The 15,295-nt window shown below is 73.1% G+C and carries 16 protein-coding genes; 8 read left to right on the top strand and 8 right to left on the bottom strand.

Annotated features, from left to right (window positions below; translation table 11 throughout):
• The first annotated feature begins 21 nt into the window (after positions 1-21).
• Both ACWGSR_RS22950 and ACWGSR_RS22945 read left to right on the top strand, forming a co-directional pair.
• Complete coding sequence (locus ACWGSR_RS22950) at positions 22-432, top strand: STAS domain-containing protein (protein ID WP_376235419.1); 411 nt, start codon at positions 22-24, stop codon at positions 430-432.
• Positions 429-2,660: a SpoIIE family protein phosphatase gene (locus ACWGSR_RS22945; RefSeq protein ID WP_453568551.1), complete on the top strand. Its 2,232-nt coding sequence runs from the start codon at positions 429-431 to the stop codon at positions 2,658-2,660. The genes ACWGSR_RS22950 and ACWGSR_RS22945 overlap by 4 nt, the downstream gene beginning before the upstream one ends.
• On the opposite strand, the gene ACWGSR_RS22940 is transcribed toward ACWGSR_RS22945, so the two are convergent.
• From ACWGSR_RS22940 to ACWGSR_RS22910, 7 genes are all read right to left on the bottom strand, one after another.
• Entirely contained in the window at positions 2,641-3,345 is a 705-nt protein-coding gene (locus tag ACWGSR_RS22940; protein WP_453568549.1) for a lysoplasmalogenase, read from the bottom strand. The genes ACWGSR_RS22945 and ACWGSR_RS22940 overlap by 20 nt on opposite strands.
• A gap of 1 nt (position 3,346) precedes the next feature.
• Complete coding sequence (locus ACWGSR_RS22935; protein WP_453568547.1) at positions 3,347-4,180, bottom strand: sterol desaturase family protein; 834 nt, start codon at positions 4,178-4,180, stop codon at positions 3,347-3,349.
• Entirely contained in the window at positions 4,177-4,902 is a 726-nt protein-coding gene (locus tag ACWGSR_RS22930; RefSeq protein ID WP_453568545.1) for a FadR/GntR family transcriptional regulator, read from the bottom strand. Before ACWGSR_RS22930 ends, ACWGSR_RS22935 begins: the two co-directional genes overlap by 4 nt.
• Positions 4,903-5,235: 333 nt before the next feature.
• Complete coding sequence (locus ACWGSR_RS22925) at positions 5,236-5,736, bottom strand: winged helix-turn-helix transcriptional regulator (protein ID WP_453568543.1); 501 nt, start codon at positions 5,734-5,736, stop codon at positions 5,236-5,238.
• A 30-nt stretch (positions 5,737-5,766) separates the two neighbouring features.
• Complete coding sequence (locus tag ACWGSR_RS22920) at positions 5,767-6,603, bottom strand: alpha/beta fold hydrolase (RefSeq protein WP_453568541.1); 837 nt, start codon at positions 6,601-6,603, stop codon at positions 5,767-5,769.
• A 66-nt stretch (positions 6,604-6,669) separates the two neighbouring features.
• The gene (locus ACWGSR_RS22915; protein ID WP_453568539.1) at positions 6,670-8,208 is read right to left on the bottom strand and encodes a flavin-containing monooxygenase; all 1,539 of its coding nucleotides are present in this window, start codon (positions 8,206-8,208) and stop codon (positions 6,670-6,672) included.
• Positions 8,209-8,236: 28 nt separating this feature from the next.
• A complete protein-coding gene (locus tag ACWGSR_RS22910; protein WP_453568537.1) occupies positions 8,237-9,121 on the bottom strand; it encodes an alpha/beta fold hydrolase in 885 nt (294 codons plus the stop codon).
• 270 nt (positions 9,122-9,391) lie between these two features.
• On the opposite strand from ACWGSR_RS22910, the gene ACWGSR_RS22905 reads away from it, so the two are divergent.
• From ACWGSR_RS22905 to ACWGSR_RS22890, 4 genes are all read left to right on the top strand, one after another.
• The gene (locus ACWGSR_RS22905) at positions 9,392-10,204 is read left to right on the top strand and encodes an IclR family transcriptional regulator (RefSeq protein WP_453568535.1); all 813 of its coding nucleotides are present in this window, start codon (positions 9,392-9,394) and stop codon (positions 10,202-10,204) included.
• A 163-nt stretch (positions 10,205-10,367) separates the two neighbouring features.
• Positions 10,368-10,877 (top strand): hypothetical protein, encoded by a 510-nt coding sequence (locus ACWGSR_RS22900; RefSeq protein WP_376235461.1) that lies wholly within the window; start codon positions 10,368-10,370, stop codon positions 10,875-10,877.
• Entirely contained in the window at positions 10,874-11,371 is a 498-nt protein-coding gene (locus tag ACWGSR_RS22895) for a hypothetical protein (protein ID WP_453568532.1), read from the top strand. The genes ACWGSR_RS22900 and ACWGSR_RS22895 overlap by 4 nt, the downstream gene beginning before the upstream one ends.
• Positions 11,368-11,910 (top strand): SRPBCC family protein, encoded by a 543-nt coding sequence (locus ACWGSR_RS22890; protein WP_453568530.1) that lies wholly within the window; start codon positions 11,368-11,370, stop codon positions 11,908-11,910. Before ACWGSR_RS22895 ends, ACWGSR_RS22890 begins: the two co-directional genes overlap by 4 nt.
• Positions 11,911-12,101: 191 nt before the next feature.
• Here ACWGSR_RS22890 and ACWGSR_RS22885 read toward each other — a convergent pair whose 3' ends face one another.
• Entirely contained in the window at positions 12,102-13,139 is a 1,038-nt protein-coding gene (locus ACWGSR_RS22885) for a hypothetical protein (protein ID WP_453568528.1), read from the bottom strand.
• Here ACWGSR_RS22885 and ACWGSR_RS22880 point away from each other — a divergent pair.
• Both ACWGSR_RS22880 and ACWGSR_RS22875 read left to right on the top strand, forming a co-directional pair.
• Entirely contained in the window at positions 13,120-14,190 is a 1,071-nt protein-coding gene (locus ACWGSR_RS22880) for a hypothetical protein (RefSeq protein WP_453568526.1), read from the top strand. The two genes, ACWGSR_RS22885 and ACWGSR_RS22880, sit on opposite strands and share 20 nt — an antisense overlap.
• Positions 14,187-15,281 (top strand): hypothetical protein, encoded by a 1,095-nt coding sequence (locus ACWGSR_RS22875; protein WP_453568524.1) that lies wholly within the window; start codon positions 14,187-14,189, stop codon positions 15,279-15,281. The genes ACWGSR_RS22880 and ACWGSR_RS22875 overlap by 4 nt, the downstream gene beginning before the upstream one ends.
• Positions 15,282-15,295: the final 14 nt, after the last annotated feature.

Raw genomic sequence — 15,295 nt, 5'->3', positions numbered from 1 at the left:
CGTACGCGGAGGGAACTGAGGGTGTTCGCGGTAGACGTCAGACGGGACACGCGAGGAGTGGTGTTCGCCCTGCGCGGGGACCTCGACTTCCACAGCGCGGTGCAGTTGTACGAGGCCGGCGACAGGGAACTGGCCCCGGGGCGGGAGACGGGCGCGGTGGTGGTCGACTGCACCCACCTCACGTACTGCGACTCCACCGGCATCACCGCCCTCCTCAAGCTGTACAACCAGCTGTCCGCGCAGAGCCGGGTCCTGCGCCTGGCGGCGGTGCCCGCCTTCCTGGACCGCCTGTTCGCCCTGACGGGACTGAACCAGATCTTCTCCCTGTACGCCGACACCGACGAGGCCCTCGCCGCCCACGCGGCCGACCACGGCGCACTCGCCGCGGGCGCCGACGACCCGGCGCGGCCGAGCGAGGAACGCGGCGCATGACGGGTGCTTCAGGACGGCGGACGTCCCGGCCCGCCCAGCCCTCACCGGTACCGACGGCGCGCGCCGCCGGCGACGGCGTGGAGGACGATCTGCGGGCCCTGTTCGGACAGTCGATGGCCGTCTTCGCCTCCCTGGCCGGACCGGCGCACATGCTGGAGACGGCGAACCCGGCCTTCTTCGCGGCGATCGGCGGACCGGAGCGCACCCGCACCGGCGTGCCGCTGGGGCAGCTCATGCCGGAACTGGCCGCCCAGGGCTTCATCGCGCTGCTCGACCGGGTCTACCGCACCGGAAAGGCCCACGTCGGCCGGAACGCCCGGGTGATCCTCGGCGAGGGCAAGGACGCCCGTGAGGCGTTCTTCGACTTCACGTACGAACCCCGCCTGGACGCCGGCGGCAACGTCATGGGCGTACGGGTGATCGGGGTGGAGACCACCCAGGTCCAGCACGCGCAGCGGCTGACGGCCGAGCACCGGGCCCTCCTCGAACAGATCGCCCGCCAGGCCCCCCTGTCCGAGGTCCTGGAGGGCATGGCCCGCGTCATCGAGGACCTCGCCCCCGAGGAAGTCCTGGTGTCCGTCCTGCTCGCCGACGCCGACGGGAGCCACCTGCGCCACGGCGCGGCCCCCAGCCTGCCCGACTTCTACAACCAGGCCATCGACGGCATCGCCACGGGCGAGGGCGTGGGCTCCTGCGGCACCGCCGCGCACCGCCGCCGGCCGGTGACCGTCACCGACATCGCCACCGACCCGTTCTGGGACGACTTCCGCGACCTGGCCGACAAGGCGGGCGTGGCCGCCTGCTGGTCCACCCCGATCCTGGCGCGCGACGGCTCGCTCCTGGGCACCTTCGCGATGTACCACCGCACTCCGCGGACCCCGCGGGAGGCCGACCTCGCGCTCGCCCGGGTCTTCGCCGACACCGCCGCCCTGGCCATCGAACGCCACCGGGCCGAGCAGGCGCGCCGGGCGGCGGAGGCCCGCGAGGAGGCCGCCCGCGGTGACCTGGCCTTCCTCCTGAACGCCAGCACCGTCCTCTCCTCCGACCTGGACGCCCTCCAGACCCTGAACCGGCTGGCCGCGTCCTGCGTACCGAGACTGGCCCCGCTGGGCGCGGTCGACGTCGTCGAGGGCGGCCGGGTGCGCCGCGTCACCACCGCCGCCCCCACCCGGCACCAGCAGGACCTGCTGGCCTCGCACATCCCCGTCTACGACGCCGACGACGACGCCGTCGCCCGGGTCCTGGCCTCGGGCGTGACCGAAGTGGCCCGCCGCGCCCCCTCCGGGCCCGGCCCCTGGCAGGAGCTGGGAGTCACCGGTTACGTGTGCCTCCCCCTCCTCGACCGGGGCAAGGCCTTCGGCGCCGTGACCCTGCTGTCCACCGGCGAGCACGCCTTCGACGGGCACGCCGTCGCCCTGGCCGAAGAGCTCACCCGGCGCGCCGCCCTGGCCGCGCGCAACGCCCGTCAGTACACCCACCGCGCCGCCCTCGCCCGCGATCTGCAGGCCGGGCTCCTCCTGCCCGACCTGCCCCGGGTCCCCGGGGCCGAGGTGGCCACCTACTACCATCCGGCCGGCGAGGGACTCGACATCGGCGGCGACTTCTACGACGTCTTCCCCCTGGAGGGGGACCGGTGGGCGTTCCTGCTCGGCGACGTCTGCGGACGCGGCGCCATCGCCGCCACCACCACCGCCCTGGTCCGCCACACGGCCCGCGCCGTGGCCCCTCTCCTGCCCGGCCCCGAGGCCGTCGTCAAAGCGGTCGACCGGGCCCTGATCAACCGGCCCGCCGGGCACGGCACCGGCTTCGTCACCCTCGTCTACGGCCTGCTCACCCCCGCCGGGGACGGCCTGGACGTCGAACTCGTCCGCGCCGGCCACACCATGCCCCTCCACCTGGACGCCCGGGGAACCGTCCACACCGTCGACGTGCCCGGCGCCCTCCTCGGCATCGGGACCGGGACCCACCTCACCACGCACCGCCTCCGTCTGCGGCCGGACGAGAGCCTCCTGCTGTACACCGACGGCATCACCGAGGCCCGTGACGCCGACGGCGAACAGTTCGGCGAGCACCGCCTCGCCGAGGCCCTGGCCGGCCTCCCGGGAGGGTCCGGCTCCCACCACATCGTCGAGACCCTGACCCGGGCCGTACGGGCCTTCACCGGCGACCAGGGCATCGACGACGACCAGGCCGCCCTGGTCCTGACCGCTACCCGTCGGCGGGAGTGACGCCGGCCCGGGACGGGTCCGGGCCGGGGACGCGCACCGGCACGGCGGCCCGCTGCCGGTCGGCGCGCTCCCGCCGGCCGGTGAGGGCGGTCACCAGCAGGACGAGGGCCACCGTGTACGTCGGCATGACGAGCAGGGACCGGCCGGGGAGGTCGACGCCCGCCGCGCCCAGGCCGATGAGCAGGTCCGAGACGAAGAACACCGCTCCGCCCCAGGCGGCACGGGCCCCCTCGACGTGCGCGGTGCAGGCCGTCACCACGAGGGCGAGGCAGTAGAGGGAGAGCGCGACGGCCAGACCCGGGTCCAGGGCGGGCGCCAGCGCGGCGACGGCGGCGCACCACACGGCGAGGTACGCCCCGCACAGCGGCCGGCGCCGCCGCAGGTGGGCCACGGCCCCGGCGCGTACGAAAGCGGTCGTCCAGCAGATCTGCGCGCCGAGGAAGAGGGCGAGCCCGACGGCGAACGCCACCGGTCCGGGGAACAGGAGCGCCGTGTCACCGACGGCGGCGAAGCCGAGGCCCGTCAGGAAGGCCCGGTGGCGGGTGCCGGTGGCCCGCCACAGGTACAGGGCGAGGACGGGGGCGAGCAGCGGCTTCGTCGCCCATTCGAGGACGGGGGCGTCGAGGGCCACGCCGGTGACGTCGACGGCGGCCAGGACGGTGAACAGCGCGAGCAGCGGCGGCACTTCAGCCCTCCGCCTTCGGCGTCCAGCCGGGCGGCCCGAAGAGGTGACCGGCGCGGTCGCGCCAGCCCCGGGCCGCTCGCACGTCGCGCCAGGCGGCCGCGTACTCGTGGAAGGCGACGCGGACCGGGTTGTGGGTCGCGATGTTCTTCGTCAGTCCGTAGACGACCCGCTCGCCCTCCGCCTCGAAGGAGCCGAAGAGCCGGTCCCAGACGATCAGGATCCCCCCGTAGTTGCGGTCCAGGTAGACGGAGTTGGAACCGTGGTGGACCCGGTGGTGGGACGGCGTGTTGAAGAACCACTCGATGGGACGCCACAGCCTGTCCACGCGCTCGGTGTGCAGGAAGAACTGGTAGATCAGGCTGAAGGACTGCTGGAGGAGGATCATCCACGGCGGGACGCCGAGCAGGGCCAGCGGCAGCCAGAAGGGCAGCGTGGTCATCGGCGTCCAGCTCTGCCGCAGGGCCGTCGACAGGTTGAAGCGGACGCTGGAGTGGTGCACGACGTGGCTCGCCCAGAGCAGCCGCACGCGGTGGTGGGCCCGGTGGAAGACGTAGTACGCGAGGTCGTCGGCGAAGAACAGCAGGACCCAGGTCCACACGGAAGCGGGCGACAGCTGCCAGGGAGCGAACTCGTAGCAGGCGGCGTAGGCGAGGAGGGCGAACGCCTTCCACGGCAGGCCGACGACCTGGCTGCCCGCGCCCATCGACATGCTCGTCGCGGTGTCGCGGAGCTCGTAGCCCCGCTCCTCGTCGTCGGGGAGGAAGCGGTACGAGAGCGCCTCGACGACGACCAGGAGCACGAAGGCGGGTATCGCGTACACCACGGCGGGGATCATCGCGGCTCTCCCGCCCCGTGCCGGGCGGGGACGGCCGGGACGCTGCGACCGAGCAGTTCGCGGGCGAGCCGCTCGGCGGCCTCCGCCTCGCCGGCCGCGATGTGGGCGGCGAGGCGCACATGGGCGTCGACGTCGAGGAGTTCGGCGGTGCGCAGGTCCACGGGGACGTCACCGACCGTGAGGGTCCCGCCGACCAGGCTGTTGAAGGAGAGCAGATAGGCCAGATTGCCGGAGCCCTCCACGATCAGGCGCCACCAGGCGATGTCGGCCTCGCCCAGGGCGGCGAGGTCGGGACCGGCCTGGGCGTAGGCGCCGGCGGCCTCGACGACCGCGGCCGCGGTCTCCCGCGAGCAGCGGGCGGCGCACAGCCGTGCGGCGTCGGCACCGATGCAGGCGCGCATCTCCAGCGCGTCGCGGGCCAGCTCCGGGAGGGCGGGGCCGGCGGCGGCCCGGGCGATGCCGACGGCGAGTTCGAGGCCGGCGGTCCGCCTCCAGTCGAGGACGAGCGTGCGCCCTCCGTGGCTGACCTCCACGAGCCGGGCCTGCTGGAGGCGCTTGACGGCCTCGCGGACGGCGTGCCGGTTCACCCCGAACTCGGCGGACAGCTCGCGTTCGGAGGTCAGGGGGGTGCCGACGGGGAGCGTCCCGGTGAGGATGCGGTCCCGGAGCACCGCGTGAAGCTGGTCGGAGACCGCCTCGCGCCGGAGGGGCTGCTGCGTCATGGCGATGAGAATGAGCCACGTTCCCGCACTGGTCAACTGGTTGGACCAGATTTTCGTAAGAGGGGTGGCGCGCCGGGCGTACGGGAGCGGCTGGGAGGACGGGAGGTCTTCGTGGGCCCGCTGCCCTCCTTCGACCCCGCCGGAGCCCCGCCGGCACCGAGCCGTCCGAAGGCGCGGCGGCGGACCTCCTCGCCCGCTCGGCGACGGCCCGCGCGGAAGCGTCGCCGGGCCGTCGGATTCGACTCGGGCCGGTGGGCCTAGGAGCAGCCGGGCCGACCTCCGTATTGCCGGGTCCGGAGCCCGTCACCGTCGGTGTGACGGGCGCCCGGCCCGTCAAGGGCCCGCGTAGCGCCGCTGTGCCCGGGGAAGGGCGGTCTGTTCCTCCGGGTAGCCCGGTCCGAAGCGGGGGCGGACGTCGGAGGAGCGCAGTGGTTCGCCGCAGGAGTCGCAGACCACTTCGGCGTGGACGTGGTGGCCGCAGGACCGGTGCTCGAAGAGCACCGGAGGGCCCGACGCGTCGGCGAGCCAGCGGTCGCCCCAGGCCGCCATGGCCATGAGTACGCCGAAGAAGTCCTGGCCCTTCTCGGTCAGGACGTACTCGTGGCGCAGGGGCTGCTCCTGATAGACCCGCTTGGCCATAATGTCGAGCTCGACGAGCCGGCGGAGCCGCTCGGTGAGCGTCGCGCGGGCGATGCCGAGCTCGCTCTGGAAGTCCTCGAAACGCCGGGTTCCGTAGAACGCCTCGCGCAGCACGAGGGGGGTCCACCAGTCGCCCAGCAGGTCGGTCGTCCGGGCGACCGAACAGGGCCAGTTCTCGAAGGACGTCCGTCGCATCGGACCAGCGTATAGCGCCGGCCGGAAAGCTCAGGGCGGCAGCGGGCGCTCCTCGGCCTTCACGAGGAACTCCCGCAGCGCCGCGTTCACCGCGCCGGGCCGTTCGAGCGTCGGGGTGTGGCCCGCCGCGTCGACGGGCGTCAGACGGGCTCCTCCGATGCGCGCGGCGATCGCTTCGGCGTCGGCCGGGGGCGTGGAGACGTCCTCGGCGCCGACCAGGACGAGCGTGGGGGCCGTGATCCGGTGGAGCTCGTCGGCCACCGCGGGATGGCCGGCGACCGCTCGTGCGGCCCGGGCGAGGCCGGCGCGGCTGCCGCGCCGTACGCGCCGTTCCCATTCCGTGAGCACCGGCCCGCTGCGGGGCGAGCGCAGAAAGCTCGTGCCGAAGGCGAGGGCGGCGGCCCTCCGCCTCATCGGCCGGAAGCCGGTGAGGCGGTGCGCGGCGGCGAACAGGCGGAACTGTCCGGCCCGCCGGGGGCGCAGGCCGTCCGCCGTGGTGGAGAGGAGGGACAGCGACCTGATCCGCCGGGGGTGGCGGGCGGCGAGGCGCATGCCGACGAATCCGCCCATGGACAGGCCGACGTAGTGGACGGGGCCGGTGTCCAGGTGGTCCATGAGGCGCAGGACGTCCTCGGTGAGGGTGTCCATGTCGTAGCCGTCGCGGGCGTACGGGCTGAGGCCCTGGCCGCGCCAGTCGAGGGTGACACAGCGGTGGGTGTCGCGGAGGGCGGCGATCTGGGGGCGGAACATCCAGCCGCCGAACATCAGGCCGTGTCCGAAGAGGACCGTGGGTGCGTCGGGGCGGTTCGCGGGTGTGCCGGTGTCGGTGTAGGCGAGCGTCGCGCCGCCGGCTGTGAAGTGGGGCATCGGTGTCCCGGGCGTCGGAGGTCGGTTCGTACGGGGTGTTCCGGAGGGCTGCTCGGGAACGGCCGGTCACCGGGCGTCGGCCGGCTGCCGGTAGGGGGCGGGGTCGAAGGTGCCGTTGCGGTGGCGGAACTCGTCGGCGAAGTCCGGCCAGATCAGCGTCAGCCGTCCGCTGCGCGGGTCGATGTACCAGCTCTTGCAGCCCTCGGAGTCCCACACGGTGCCCGCGCTGCGTCGGGCGAGCTCCTCGGTGTACCGCCGTTGGGCGGCCGTGGAGACCTCGACGGTGTGGTCACCGTGGGTACGGCTCCACTCCAGGGCGCCGAGGAGGTAGTCGATCTGGGCCTCGATGACGTGGACGATCGAGTTGTGTCCGAGGCCGGTGTTGGGGCCGTTGACGAGGAAGAGGTTCGGGAAGCCGGCGACCGTGGTGGAGGCGTACGCCTCCATGCCCCGCGCCCAGTGCTCCGCGAGGGAGGTCCCCTCGCCGTCGTGGACCAGGTGGGCGTAGGGCGGTTCGGTGGTCTCGAAGCCGGTGCACAGCACGATGACGTCCACGGCGTGGCGGGCGCCCGACGCGGCGACGGCCGTCCCCGGTTCGACCCGGGCGAGAGCGGACGGCTCGAGGCGGACGTGGTCGCGGGTGAGGGCGGGGTAGTACGTGTCCGAGATCAGGACGCGCTTGCAGCCCAGTTCGTAGTCCGGGGTGAGCGCGGCCCGCAGACCGGGGTCGGCGACCTGCCGTTCGAGATGGGCGCGGGCGGCGGCCTTCGCCTCGGCGAGCTGGTGGGGGGCGGCCCGGCGGGCCGCGTAACCGGCCTCGAGGTACCAGAAGATCTCCGCGCGGTGGGCGGGAACGGCGTCGGGGTCGCGGCGGAAGACCCCCTTCTCGGTGTCGGTGTAGGGACGGTCGGGGCGGGGGACGACGTAGGGCGCGCTGCGCTGGAGGACGACGACCTCGGCAGCGGTCTCGGCCACTTCGGGGACGATCTGTACCGCGCTGGCTCCGGAGCCGACCACGGCGACGCGCCGCCCGGCGAGGGACGTGGTGTGGTCCCAGCGGGCGGAGTGGAACACCGGGCCGTCGAAGCCGTCCAGACCGGGGATGTCCGGGAGGCTGTGGTCGCTGAGGTGTCCCGTCCCGGTGACCAGGAACCGGCCGGTGAAGACGCCGCGCGTGGTGGTGACCACCCACTGCCGGCCGGCGGGGTCCCAGCGGGCGTCGGTGACCTCGGCTCCGAAGCGGATGTGGGGCAGCAGGCCCTCTTCCCGGGCGGTGTCGCGCAGGTAGGAGTGGATCTCGGGTCCCCGGGCGAACAGCCGTGACCAGTCGGGGTTGGGCCGGAAGGAGAAGGAGTACAGGTGGGAGGGGACGTCGCAGGCGGCTCCGGGGTAGGTGTTGTCACGCCAGGTGCCGCCGACGTCGTCGGCGCGTTCCAGGACGAGGAAGGAGTGCCGTCCATGGCGCTTGAGGCGGGTGGCGGTGCCCAGGCCGGCGAAGCCGGTCCCGATGACGAGCACGTCGGCCTGCTCGCGGATCCCGTCGCCGGCGGGTCGGGCCGCGGGCCTGGTCGCGTGCGTCGTGGTGGCGGTGTCGGCAGGGTTCATGGCGGGTCTCCGTAGGGGGCTTCGGATGTCAGACGCGGGCTTCGGGGACGAGCGAGCCGGCCGGGAAGCGTCCCGGGTCGGCGTTGAAGCGGTCGATGATCTGCACCAGGTGGGCGGGACGTTCGAAGACGACGGCGTGGCCCGAGGCGATCTCGGTGTAGCGGGCGTCCGGTATCGATCCGAACAGGGCCTTGCTGTGCCTGACGGGCACCATCTGGTCGTGCGTGCAGCCGATCACCAGGGTGGTGGCGCGCACCCGCTCCAGGAGGTGGGTGATGTCGACCGACTCGTTCAGCGCCATCTGGAGGTCCAGGAACGCGTCCGGCCCGCCGTGGGCCAGCAGCGGCGCGAGCTGCTCCAGGTCCGTCCGGGCGAGGAAGGGGCCACCGAGCGCGCAGAACGCCATGTAGGAGGGCAGGGCGGCGGAGCCCTCGGCGCGCAGCCGCCGCCACACTCCGTTGCGCAGCTTCTGCTGGGTGTCGGTCCTGGCCCAGCCCGCCACCGTCACCAGCCGACCGACCAGTTCGGCGCGGTGCGCGGCCACCGCCGTGGCCACGACGGCTCCGAGGGAGTAGCCGACGAGGGTGACCGGCCTGCCGGGCAGTACGGCCTCGCAGACCGCGGCGACCTGCCGTTCCAGGTGGTCGAGGCGGAGCGGGCCGGCCGCCGGCACCGGCGGGGCGAAGTCGAGGGCGACCACGCGCTGGCGGGAGGCCAGCAGGGGGAGCAGGAAGCCGTAGTCGCGCTCGACGCTTCCCCCGGTGCCGTGCACGAGGACGATCGGCGGGCGTCCCGGTCCGTGGGCGTCTCCTTCGTCCAGGGGGCCGGTGTCGACGTACCGGACGGGCGCCCCGTCGCAGTCCACCGTCCCCTCGACGCGGCGGGACGACTCTCGGAGGGCGGGGATGGTCATGTCTCTCCCGTGGCGTTGATGGCAGGAAACGGAGGCGAGGCTGCGGAGGGTCGGGCGGCGGACTCCGACGGGGTCCGTTCCGCAGACTTTCGTGACGGCTCGATCGGGTACGGCTGCCCCGCGGCCCCTCCACCGGGATGACACGCCGTGCCGACCCGTAACGTCAACGGCATCACCTCGTACAACGCGCGACCGCACACGATTTCCCGCCGTAAAGTCCGTCCAGCGGACTTCACCGCGCCTTTCGCCGATGCCGAGAAGGAGCAGGCCATGCAGCGAACGCCGGAGAACCGGCCTCCCGAAACGCCCGGCGACAGTGCCGGCGCGAGTGCGACGGGGAAGGTGGTCGCGCTGCTCACGGCGCTCGCCAGGGAGGGGGCCGCGGGCCGCCGGCTGCTGGACCTGGCGCGCGAGACGGGCATCTCCCGTCCGACGGCCCACCGCATCCTCGGCGAGCTCGCCGCGTCCGGCCTCGTCGAACAGCGGCCCGGACGGCGCTACGGCCTCGGTCCGGGGATGTACGTCCTCGGTCTCGGCGCCCCGTCCCCGGTCCGGGAAGTCGAAGCCCTGCGGCACGTGGCGCGGCAGCTCGCACGACGTACGGGCGACACCGTGTACGTCGCGATCCGGCGGCTCGACGGGGTGCACTACCTGCTCCGTGCCGACGGCTCCCATCCGATCCGCGCGGACATCGTCGAGGTGGGCGAGACGGTCCCGCTCGGTGCCACCTACGCGGGCATCGCCCTGATGGCCCGGCACGAACCGGAGGCGGTCGAGGCCCAGCTGAAGGCCAACCACGCCCTGCAACGCCTGATGGGAGTGCGGACGCCACCGCTGGACGAGACGCTCACCGCCGTACGCCGCCAGCTCCTCCAGGTGCGCGAGTACGGCTACTGCTTCGACCACGGCACCGTCATGCCCGGCGTCTCCGGCATGGCCGCACCGGTCCCGTCGACCACGGGCGAGCCCCATCTGGCGATCACCGTCTCCGCCGTCAGCGACCGGCTGACCGCCGCACGCGTCGGCGAGCTGGCGCCCCTGCTCCTCGCCGCGGCGGCGGAGATGTCGGCCGTCGTGGGCTGAGAACCGGCCCGTTCCGCCCCCCCGTGAGCCCGGGAGGCAGCCCCGGTCGAAGTCAGTCTTGTAGACAGACTATTGAGGTGGATGGGTATCTGTAGTAGACATCAGGGCACCTGCTCGCCGGAGTCGGCCGCACTTCGGCGTCCCCGATACAGGAGCCGTCCCCTTGGAAACGACACACCCTCCCGGCGTCGCCGCCCCGCGCTCACCGAACAGCCTCTCCTCCGCCGAGACCCGCGCGGCGAACACCATCAAGGTCTTCGTCCTGACCGGATTCGTCGGCGAGGCCTCCTTCCTCGTCCTGGGACTCGTCCTCTTCCCCGACCACGGGCCCCTGCTGTGGCGTCTGGTGTGGACGCTCGGGCTCTGCGGCATCGGCATGGGCGCGGCGGTCGGTGCGCTGACCTTCCTCGCCACCTCCGCGCTCACCCCCGGCAGCCGTTCCGCCTTCGTCGCCACCGCGGCGGCCGGAGCCGCCCTCTTCGCGGTCTGCCAGACGCTGTGCTGGAGCCTGGACCACAACGTGGGCCTCAACTACTGGGGTTCGCAGGACATGCCCGTCCTGTTCCTCGCCAAGGGCTATGCCGGGGCCGTCGCCGGCGGACTGCTGGGCAGTTTCCACCTCAACTCGGCCACGGGGGCGGCGATGATGAGCCGCCTCAAGGTCTTCCGGTGAGCAGCGCGACCGCCGTACGGGCGCTGCCGTGGTCCTCCGTCCCGCCGGCGGTGACCGCGTTCGGACTGTGCGGCGCCGCGGCACTGCTGAACCTGGCCCTGTGGCGCGAATCCCTGCTGTCCGCCGCGCAGGGCGCCGCCGGAACGGCCCTGATGACGCTCTGGCTGATCATGGCCTGGGGCGTCGCCCCCGGAGCCCTGACCCATCTGGTGGTCGAGAAGGGCCTGCGACGCGCCTCCTCGCGGGCACTGCTGACCGCGACGGCCGTGAGCCTGGCCCTCGCCTGGGGCATCAGCGCGCTGCTGCACGCCTTTCTCACCGATCCGCGGTTCCGTGCGCAGGCCATGAACGGTCCCGGTCACCACCACGCGCCGCACGCACCGGACTCCGATGCCGTCGGACTGCTGCCCCTGCTCGTCCCGGTCACCTATGCCGTGATCCTCACGGTGATCCTCGGACACCGGCGCACCGTCACCACGCAGGCCGCCCGGTGACCGGTCCGGCCGGGCGGATCAGGCACCTGGAGGAGTCCCTCGTCGTCGCCGCGCCCGCCGACGTCGTCTTCCGTCTGGTCGGCGATCCGGCGCGGATGGGAAGCCTGAGTCCCGAGTGCTCCGGCGTGTGGGTCCTTCGCCCTCGCCGGCGTCCCGGACCGCTCTTCATCGGCTTCAACCGGCGAGGGGCGCGACGGTGGTTCACCGTCTGCCGCGTCGTCACCCACCGGCCACCCGCGGAGTTCTCCTTCCACGTCTCGATCCTCGGTCTGTCCATCGCCCGGTGGACGTACCGGCTGGAGCGACTCGGCGAACGCGGCACGCGGGTGACGGAGTCCTGGCAGGACCTGCGACACGGCCCCGGCGGTACCGTCACCGACCTGCTCGGGCGCCGGTTCGCCGGCACGACCCCCGCTCAGCGCGTCGACGCCAATCGGCACGGCATGCGCACCACCCTGCGCCGGCTGAAGACACTGGCCGAGTCCACGGCGTCCCCGCCCCGGGACGACGTGCCGCGGAAGCGGACGGGGCCGTCCTGACCCCCGGTGGCCGCGGAGCGCACGCGGCACCCCGCGGGTCGTGCGGGAACGGCCCTGGCGGTGAACGGCCGACCACCACGAGCAGGACGAAGAAGCGGTGTCCGGTGGCCGGTGCGTACCGTGCGAGCGCGGCGAAGCGCCGCCTGTCGGCCTCCGGCCCCGGCGGGCACGAGCACGCCGGCTCCCCCTCGTCAGCTCCATTCGGTCGCGGCGAGGCGGATCCGCGCGTCTTCACCGAGGATCGTCGTGGTGGAGCCGGGCAGGGGGATGTGGCTGATCCATCTGCCGCTCGCCGGATCCTCGTCGGCCAGGACCGGGCCGGTCGGCCTGTAGTCGCTGATGGGACCGACGATGTCGGAGTTCCAGGTGGCCCGCAGTGCCGGAACCCCGTCTTCGCTGCTGACGTCGACGACGAGGATGTCGTCGAAGTCGGCCGTCTGCTCGATGTGGTCGCGGAAGTCCAGGAAACCGTTGTCCCGTTCGCGCAGGGACAGGATCCGCAGGTGCAGCGCGTACCGCAGGGCACCGGCGCCGTTCGGACTCGCCAGGTTCTCGCACAGGAAGGTGCTCACCAGCGGCACGGCTCCGTCGCCGTGTGCGCCGGTCCGCGTGTCGCCGTCGAGCTGGATCGGGCACCACTGGTCGCCGGTCCGCTCGTGCATCACGGTCTGCAGGCCGCGGATCGACAGTCCGACCTCCGCCTGCCACGCCGTGTTCTTCTCCTCCGGCAACCGGAAGTGGACGAGGGCGGACTCCACCTTCAGGTCGCCGAACAGGAACCGTCGCAGATTCTGGTACCCCTCCTCGGAGTTGACGAGCCCGTAGCGTCCGCTGTGACTGCGGTGCACATAGGCGCAGAAGGCCCCCGGCACGTACGCGTTGTCGATCTGCACCAGGCCGTCGCTGCGGGGCCCGACCACCGCGGACGACAGACCGCGCGCCACGTCGTAGTCGTCCGGGTTGGTGCCCACCAGGCAGAAGACCCGCCGGTGGGGGAAGGCGAAGGGCTCTCCGTCGGCGGGCATGGCGCGCGGATCCCAGTCCTCGGGCGGCCCGTCGGCCGTGGTGGCGCCCGGGGTCAGGTACTGGTACATCCGCTCGCGTCCGAAGATCTCGGCACCGTTGACGCCGATGGCGTCCCGCGGGCGCCCCCACGCCCCGGCGCCGTCGCCGATCCCGGCGTCGGCCGCCCCACCGGCGGCCGGTGGCGTGACCCCCTCACTCGTCACCTTCCGCCTGCGGTACGGCCTCCAGATCGAGGACAAGCAGGTCTCGTTCGGCTACGACCGGGCCGAGGCCGTGCAGCGCACCTACTCGCCCCAAGGATTCCTCGGTGTGCTCGCCGCGGACCTGAACGGGCCGCCGCACGTCATCGACGTCGACCTCGACGACCCCTTCTTCCGCACCCTCACGGTGCGACTGGTCGGCGACGTGGACTTCACCGCGCTCGGCCTGACGAGCATCGCCGTGACCATCCGCTACGGCAGGGCCGAGGACCCCGGCGGAGTACGGTCCTCCGACCGCCTCGCGGACGCCGCCGCCCCGCATCCCGAGCCCGTCACCTTCTTCCTGGACAGCGCGGCGGACCCCACGTACGCCTACCGCCTCGAATACCACTTCGCCGCGGGATCCGGCTGGCAGGGGCGAGAGCTCACCGTGGTGCGGGAGGGCCGCGAGGACCAGTACGCCCTGTCCATCGACCCGCACCGCTTCCTGGGCTTCCTCCGGGTGGAGATCGCGCCGCACGACATCGACGCCCAGCTGGTCCGGGAGACCCGGGTCGAGCTGACCAGGAAGGAACCCGACGGCACCGAACTGCGGGACACCCGCACGCTGCTGCCCGCCGATCCACCCTCCGAGTGGAAGGTCCTCACGGCCGACCCGGCCGATCTGAGCTACACGTACCAGCTCGTCCACACCATGACCGACGGGTCCGTGATCACCTGCGACCCCGTCACCACGAGTGCCACCCGCCTGGCGGTCAACGACCCCTACCCCGGGCAACTCGACATCGACCTGGTCCCGGACTGGAGCCCGGCCCCCATGCAGGCGGTCCTCGTGGACCTGCGCTACGCCGACCCGGCCGCCGGCCACCGACAGGAGCAGCGCATCGAACTGGACGCCGCGCAGACCACCACCCACCACGCCCGGTTCGCCCTGCCCGACCCGAAGAAGCGCGATTTCTCCCATCGTTTCACGTTCGTGCGCGCCGACGGCACCACGTCCGCGACGGAGCACACGACGACCACGGACTCGCTCGTCCTGGTACGGCCCCCGTGACCGAAGGGCTGCCGCCCGCCCTGCGCCGGACGCTGACGCTGCTCGGCCCCGGGGCCCGCCGGTGGCTGCCGAGGCTCCTGGAACCCGTCGCGGCGGCTCCCGGCGACGACCGGTGGCGGCGCAGCCTGCTGACCCCCGAGCGGTTCCCGGTGGAGCTGAGCGTGTCCACGGCCTCGCCCCGGACCGACCGCTACACCACGGAGTTCGTCTCCCCGGCCCGCCCTCCCGCGACCAGGCTGGCGGCGGGCCTCGAACGTCTTGAGCGGATGGGGCTGCCACCGCCGGACGCCCGGCTCCCCGCCCTCCTCCTGGACGCCCATCGTCGCCACCCCGTGGTGTGGGGGACGTGGCTGGCGGGCCGACACGACACGCGCGGCGACCGCTTCAAGCTGTACGCGGAGGTCCCGAAGACGGCCGCCGTCCCGTTCGAGCGTGCCGTGGCCCGGCTCATCGGCGTCCGGCCGTTCCCGCTGCCCGAGGCCCGGCTCCGCCTGGTCGGCATCGACCTGACGACCGGAGCCGTCGAGCGCTACCACCGGGTGGGCCGCCTCACGGTCGCGGACCTGCGCCCGCGCATAATCCAGCCACGTGTGCGACGCCACCTGGGCCCAGATTCCAGCCTGCCTGCCGGCCTTGACGACTTCCTCGCAAGCGCCCCAGAGCCCAGCCACCGGCGCAGGCAGCGTGATGGCGTTGCGGCACTGCGAGCAGACGCTGCCGATCACGTCGAGCAGGCGAACCTTCTGCCCTTCACCTGCACTGTGCGCATACCGGCACCCGCCGTACCGAGGCTGCCGGTCCGCAGGAAGGTGCCACTTCTTGCCCGCCCCCTGCCGTGCCAGAAAAACCTCCGCTGCCTCAATGCACGCCACAGCCAGACCCGCCTGCTCCAGGTCACGCCGCGTCAGGTCCGGCACCTGCGTATACCCAGTCACGATGAACCCCTCTGCGATCGCTTCCTGCGCCCACATCTCCTCAACGCGAACCCGGCGGGCAAGGGCACGAACCGGACCGGTCTGCCGCATTCTTCGACCGCGGTGGTTTCCCCGCCCTGGGCGCACCCGTCGGGATCAGGGGCAGAGTCCGCGTGAAGAGCGCGGCTCGG

The sequence above is a fragment of the Streptomyces sp. NPDC055632 genome, assembly GCF_053618675.1.
Note: the sequence above shows the minus strand (reverse complement) of the source record. Positions and strands in the feature narration are given on the sequence as shown.

Bases quoted from the DNA above. Each gene is read 5' to 3' on its own strand.
- ACWGSR_RS22925 (WP_453568543.1), bottom strand. From the start codon at position 5,736: ATGCGACGGACGTCCTTCGAGAACTGGCCCTGTTCGGTCGCCCGGACG.
- ACWGSR_RS22945 (WP_453568551.1), top strand. From the start codon at position 429: ATGACGGGTGCTTCAGGACGGCGGACGTCCCGGCCCGCCCAGCCCTCA.
- ACWGSR_RS22920 (WP_453568541.1), bottom strand. From the start codon at position 6,603: ATGCCCCACTTCACAGCCGGCGGCGCGACGCTCGCCTACACCGACACC.
- ACWGSR_RS22930 (WP_453568545.1), bottom strand. From the start codon at position 4,902: ATGACGCAGCAGCCCCTCCGGCGCGAGGCGGTCTCCGACCAGCTTCAC.
- ACWGSR_RS22905 (WP_453568535.1), top strand. From the start codon at position 9,392: ATGCAGCGAACGCCGGAGAACCGGCCTCCCGAAACGCCCGGCGACAGT.
- ACWGSR_RS22910 (WP_453568537.1), bottom strand. From the start codon at position 9,121: ATGACCATCCCCGCCCTCCGAGAGTCGTCCCGCCGCGTCGAGGGGACG.
- ACWGSR_RS22915 (WP_453568539.1), bottom strand. From the start codon at position 8,208: ATGAACCCTGCCGACACCGCCACCACGACGCACGCGACCAGGCCCGCG.
- ACWGSR_RS22935 (WP_453568547.1), bottom strand. From the start codon at position 4,180: ATGATCCCCGCCGTGGTGTACGCGATACCCGCCTTCGTGCTCCTGGTC.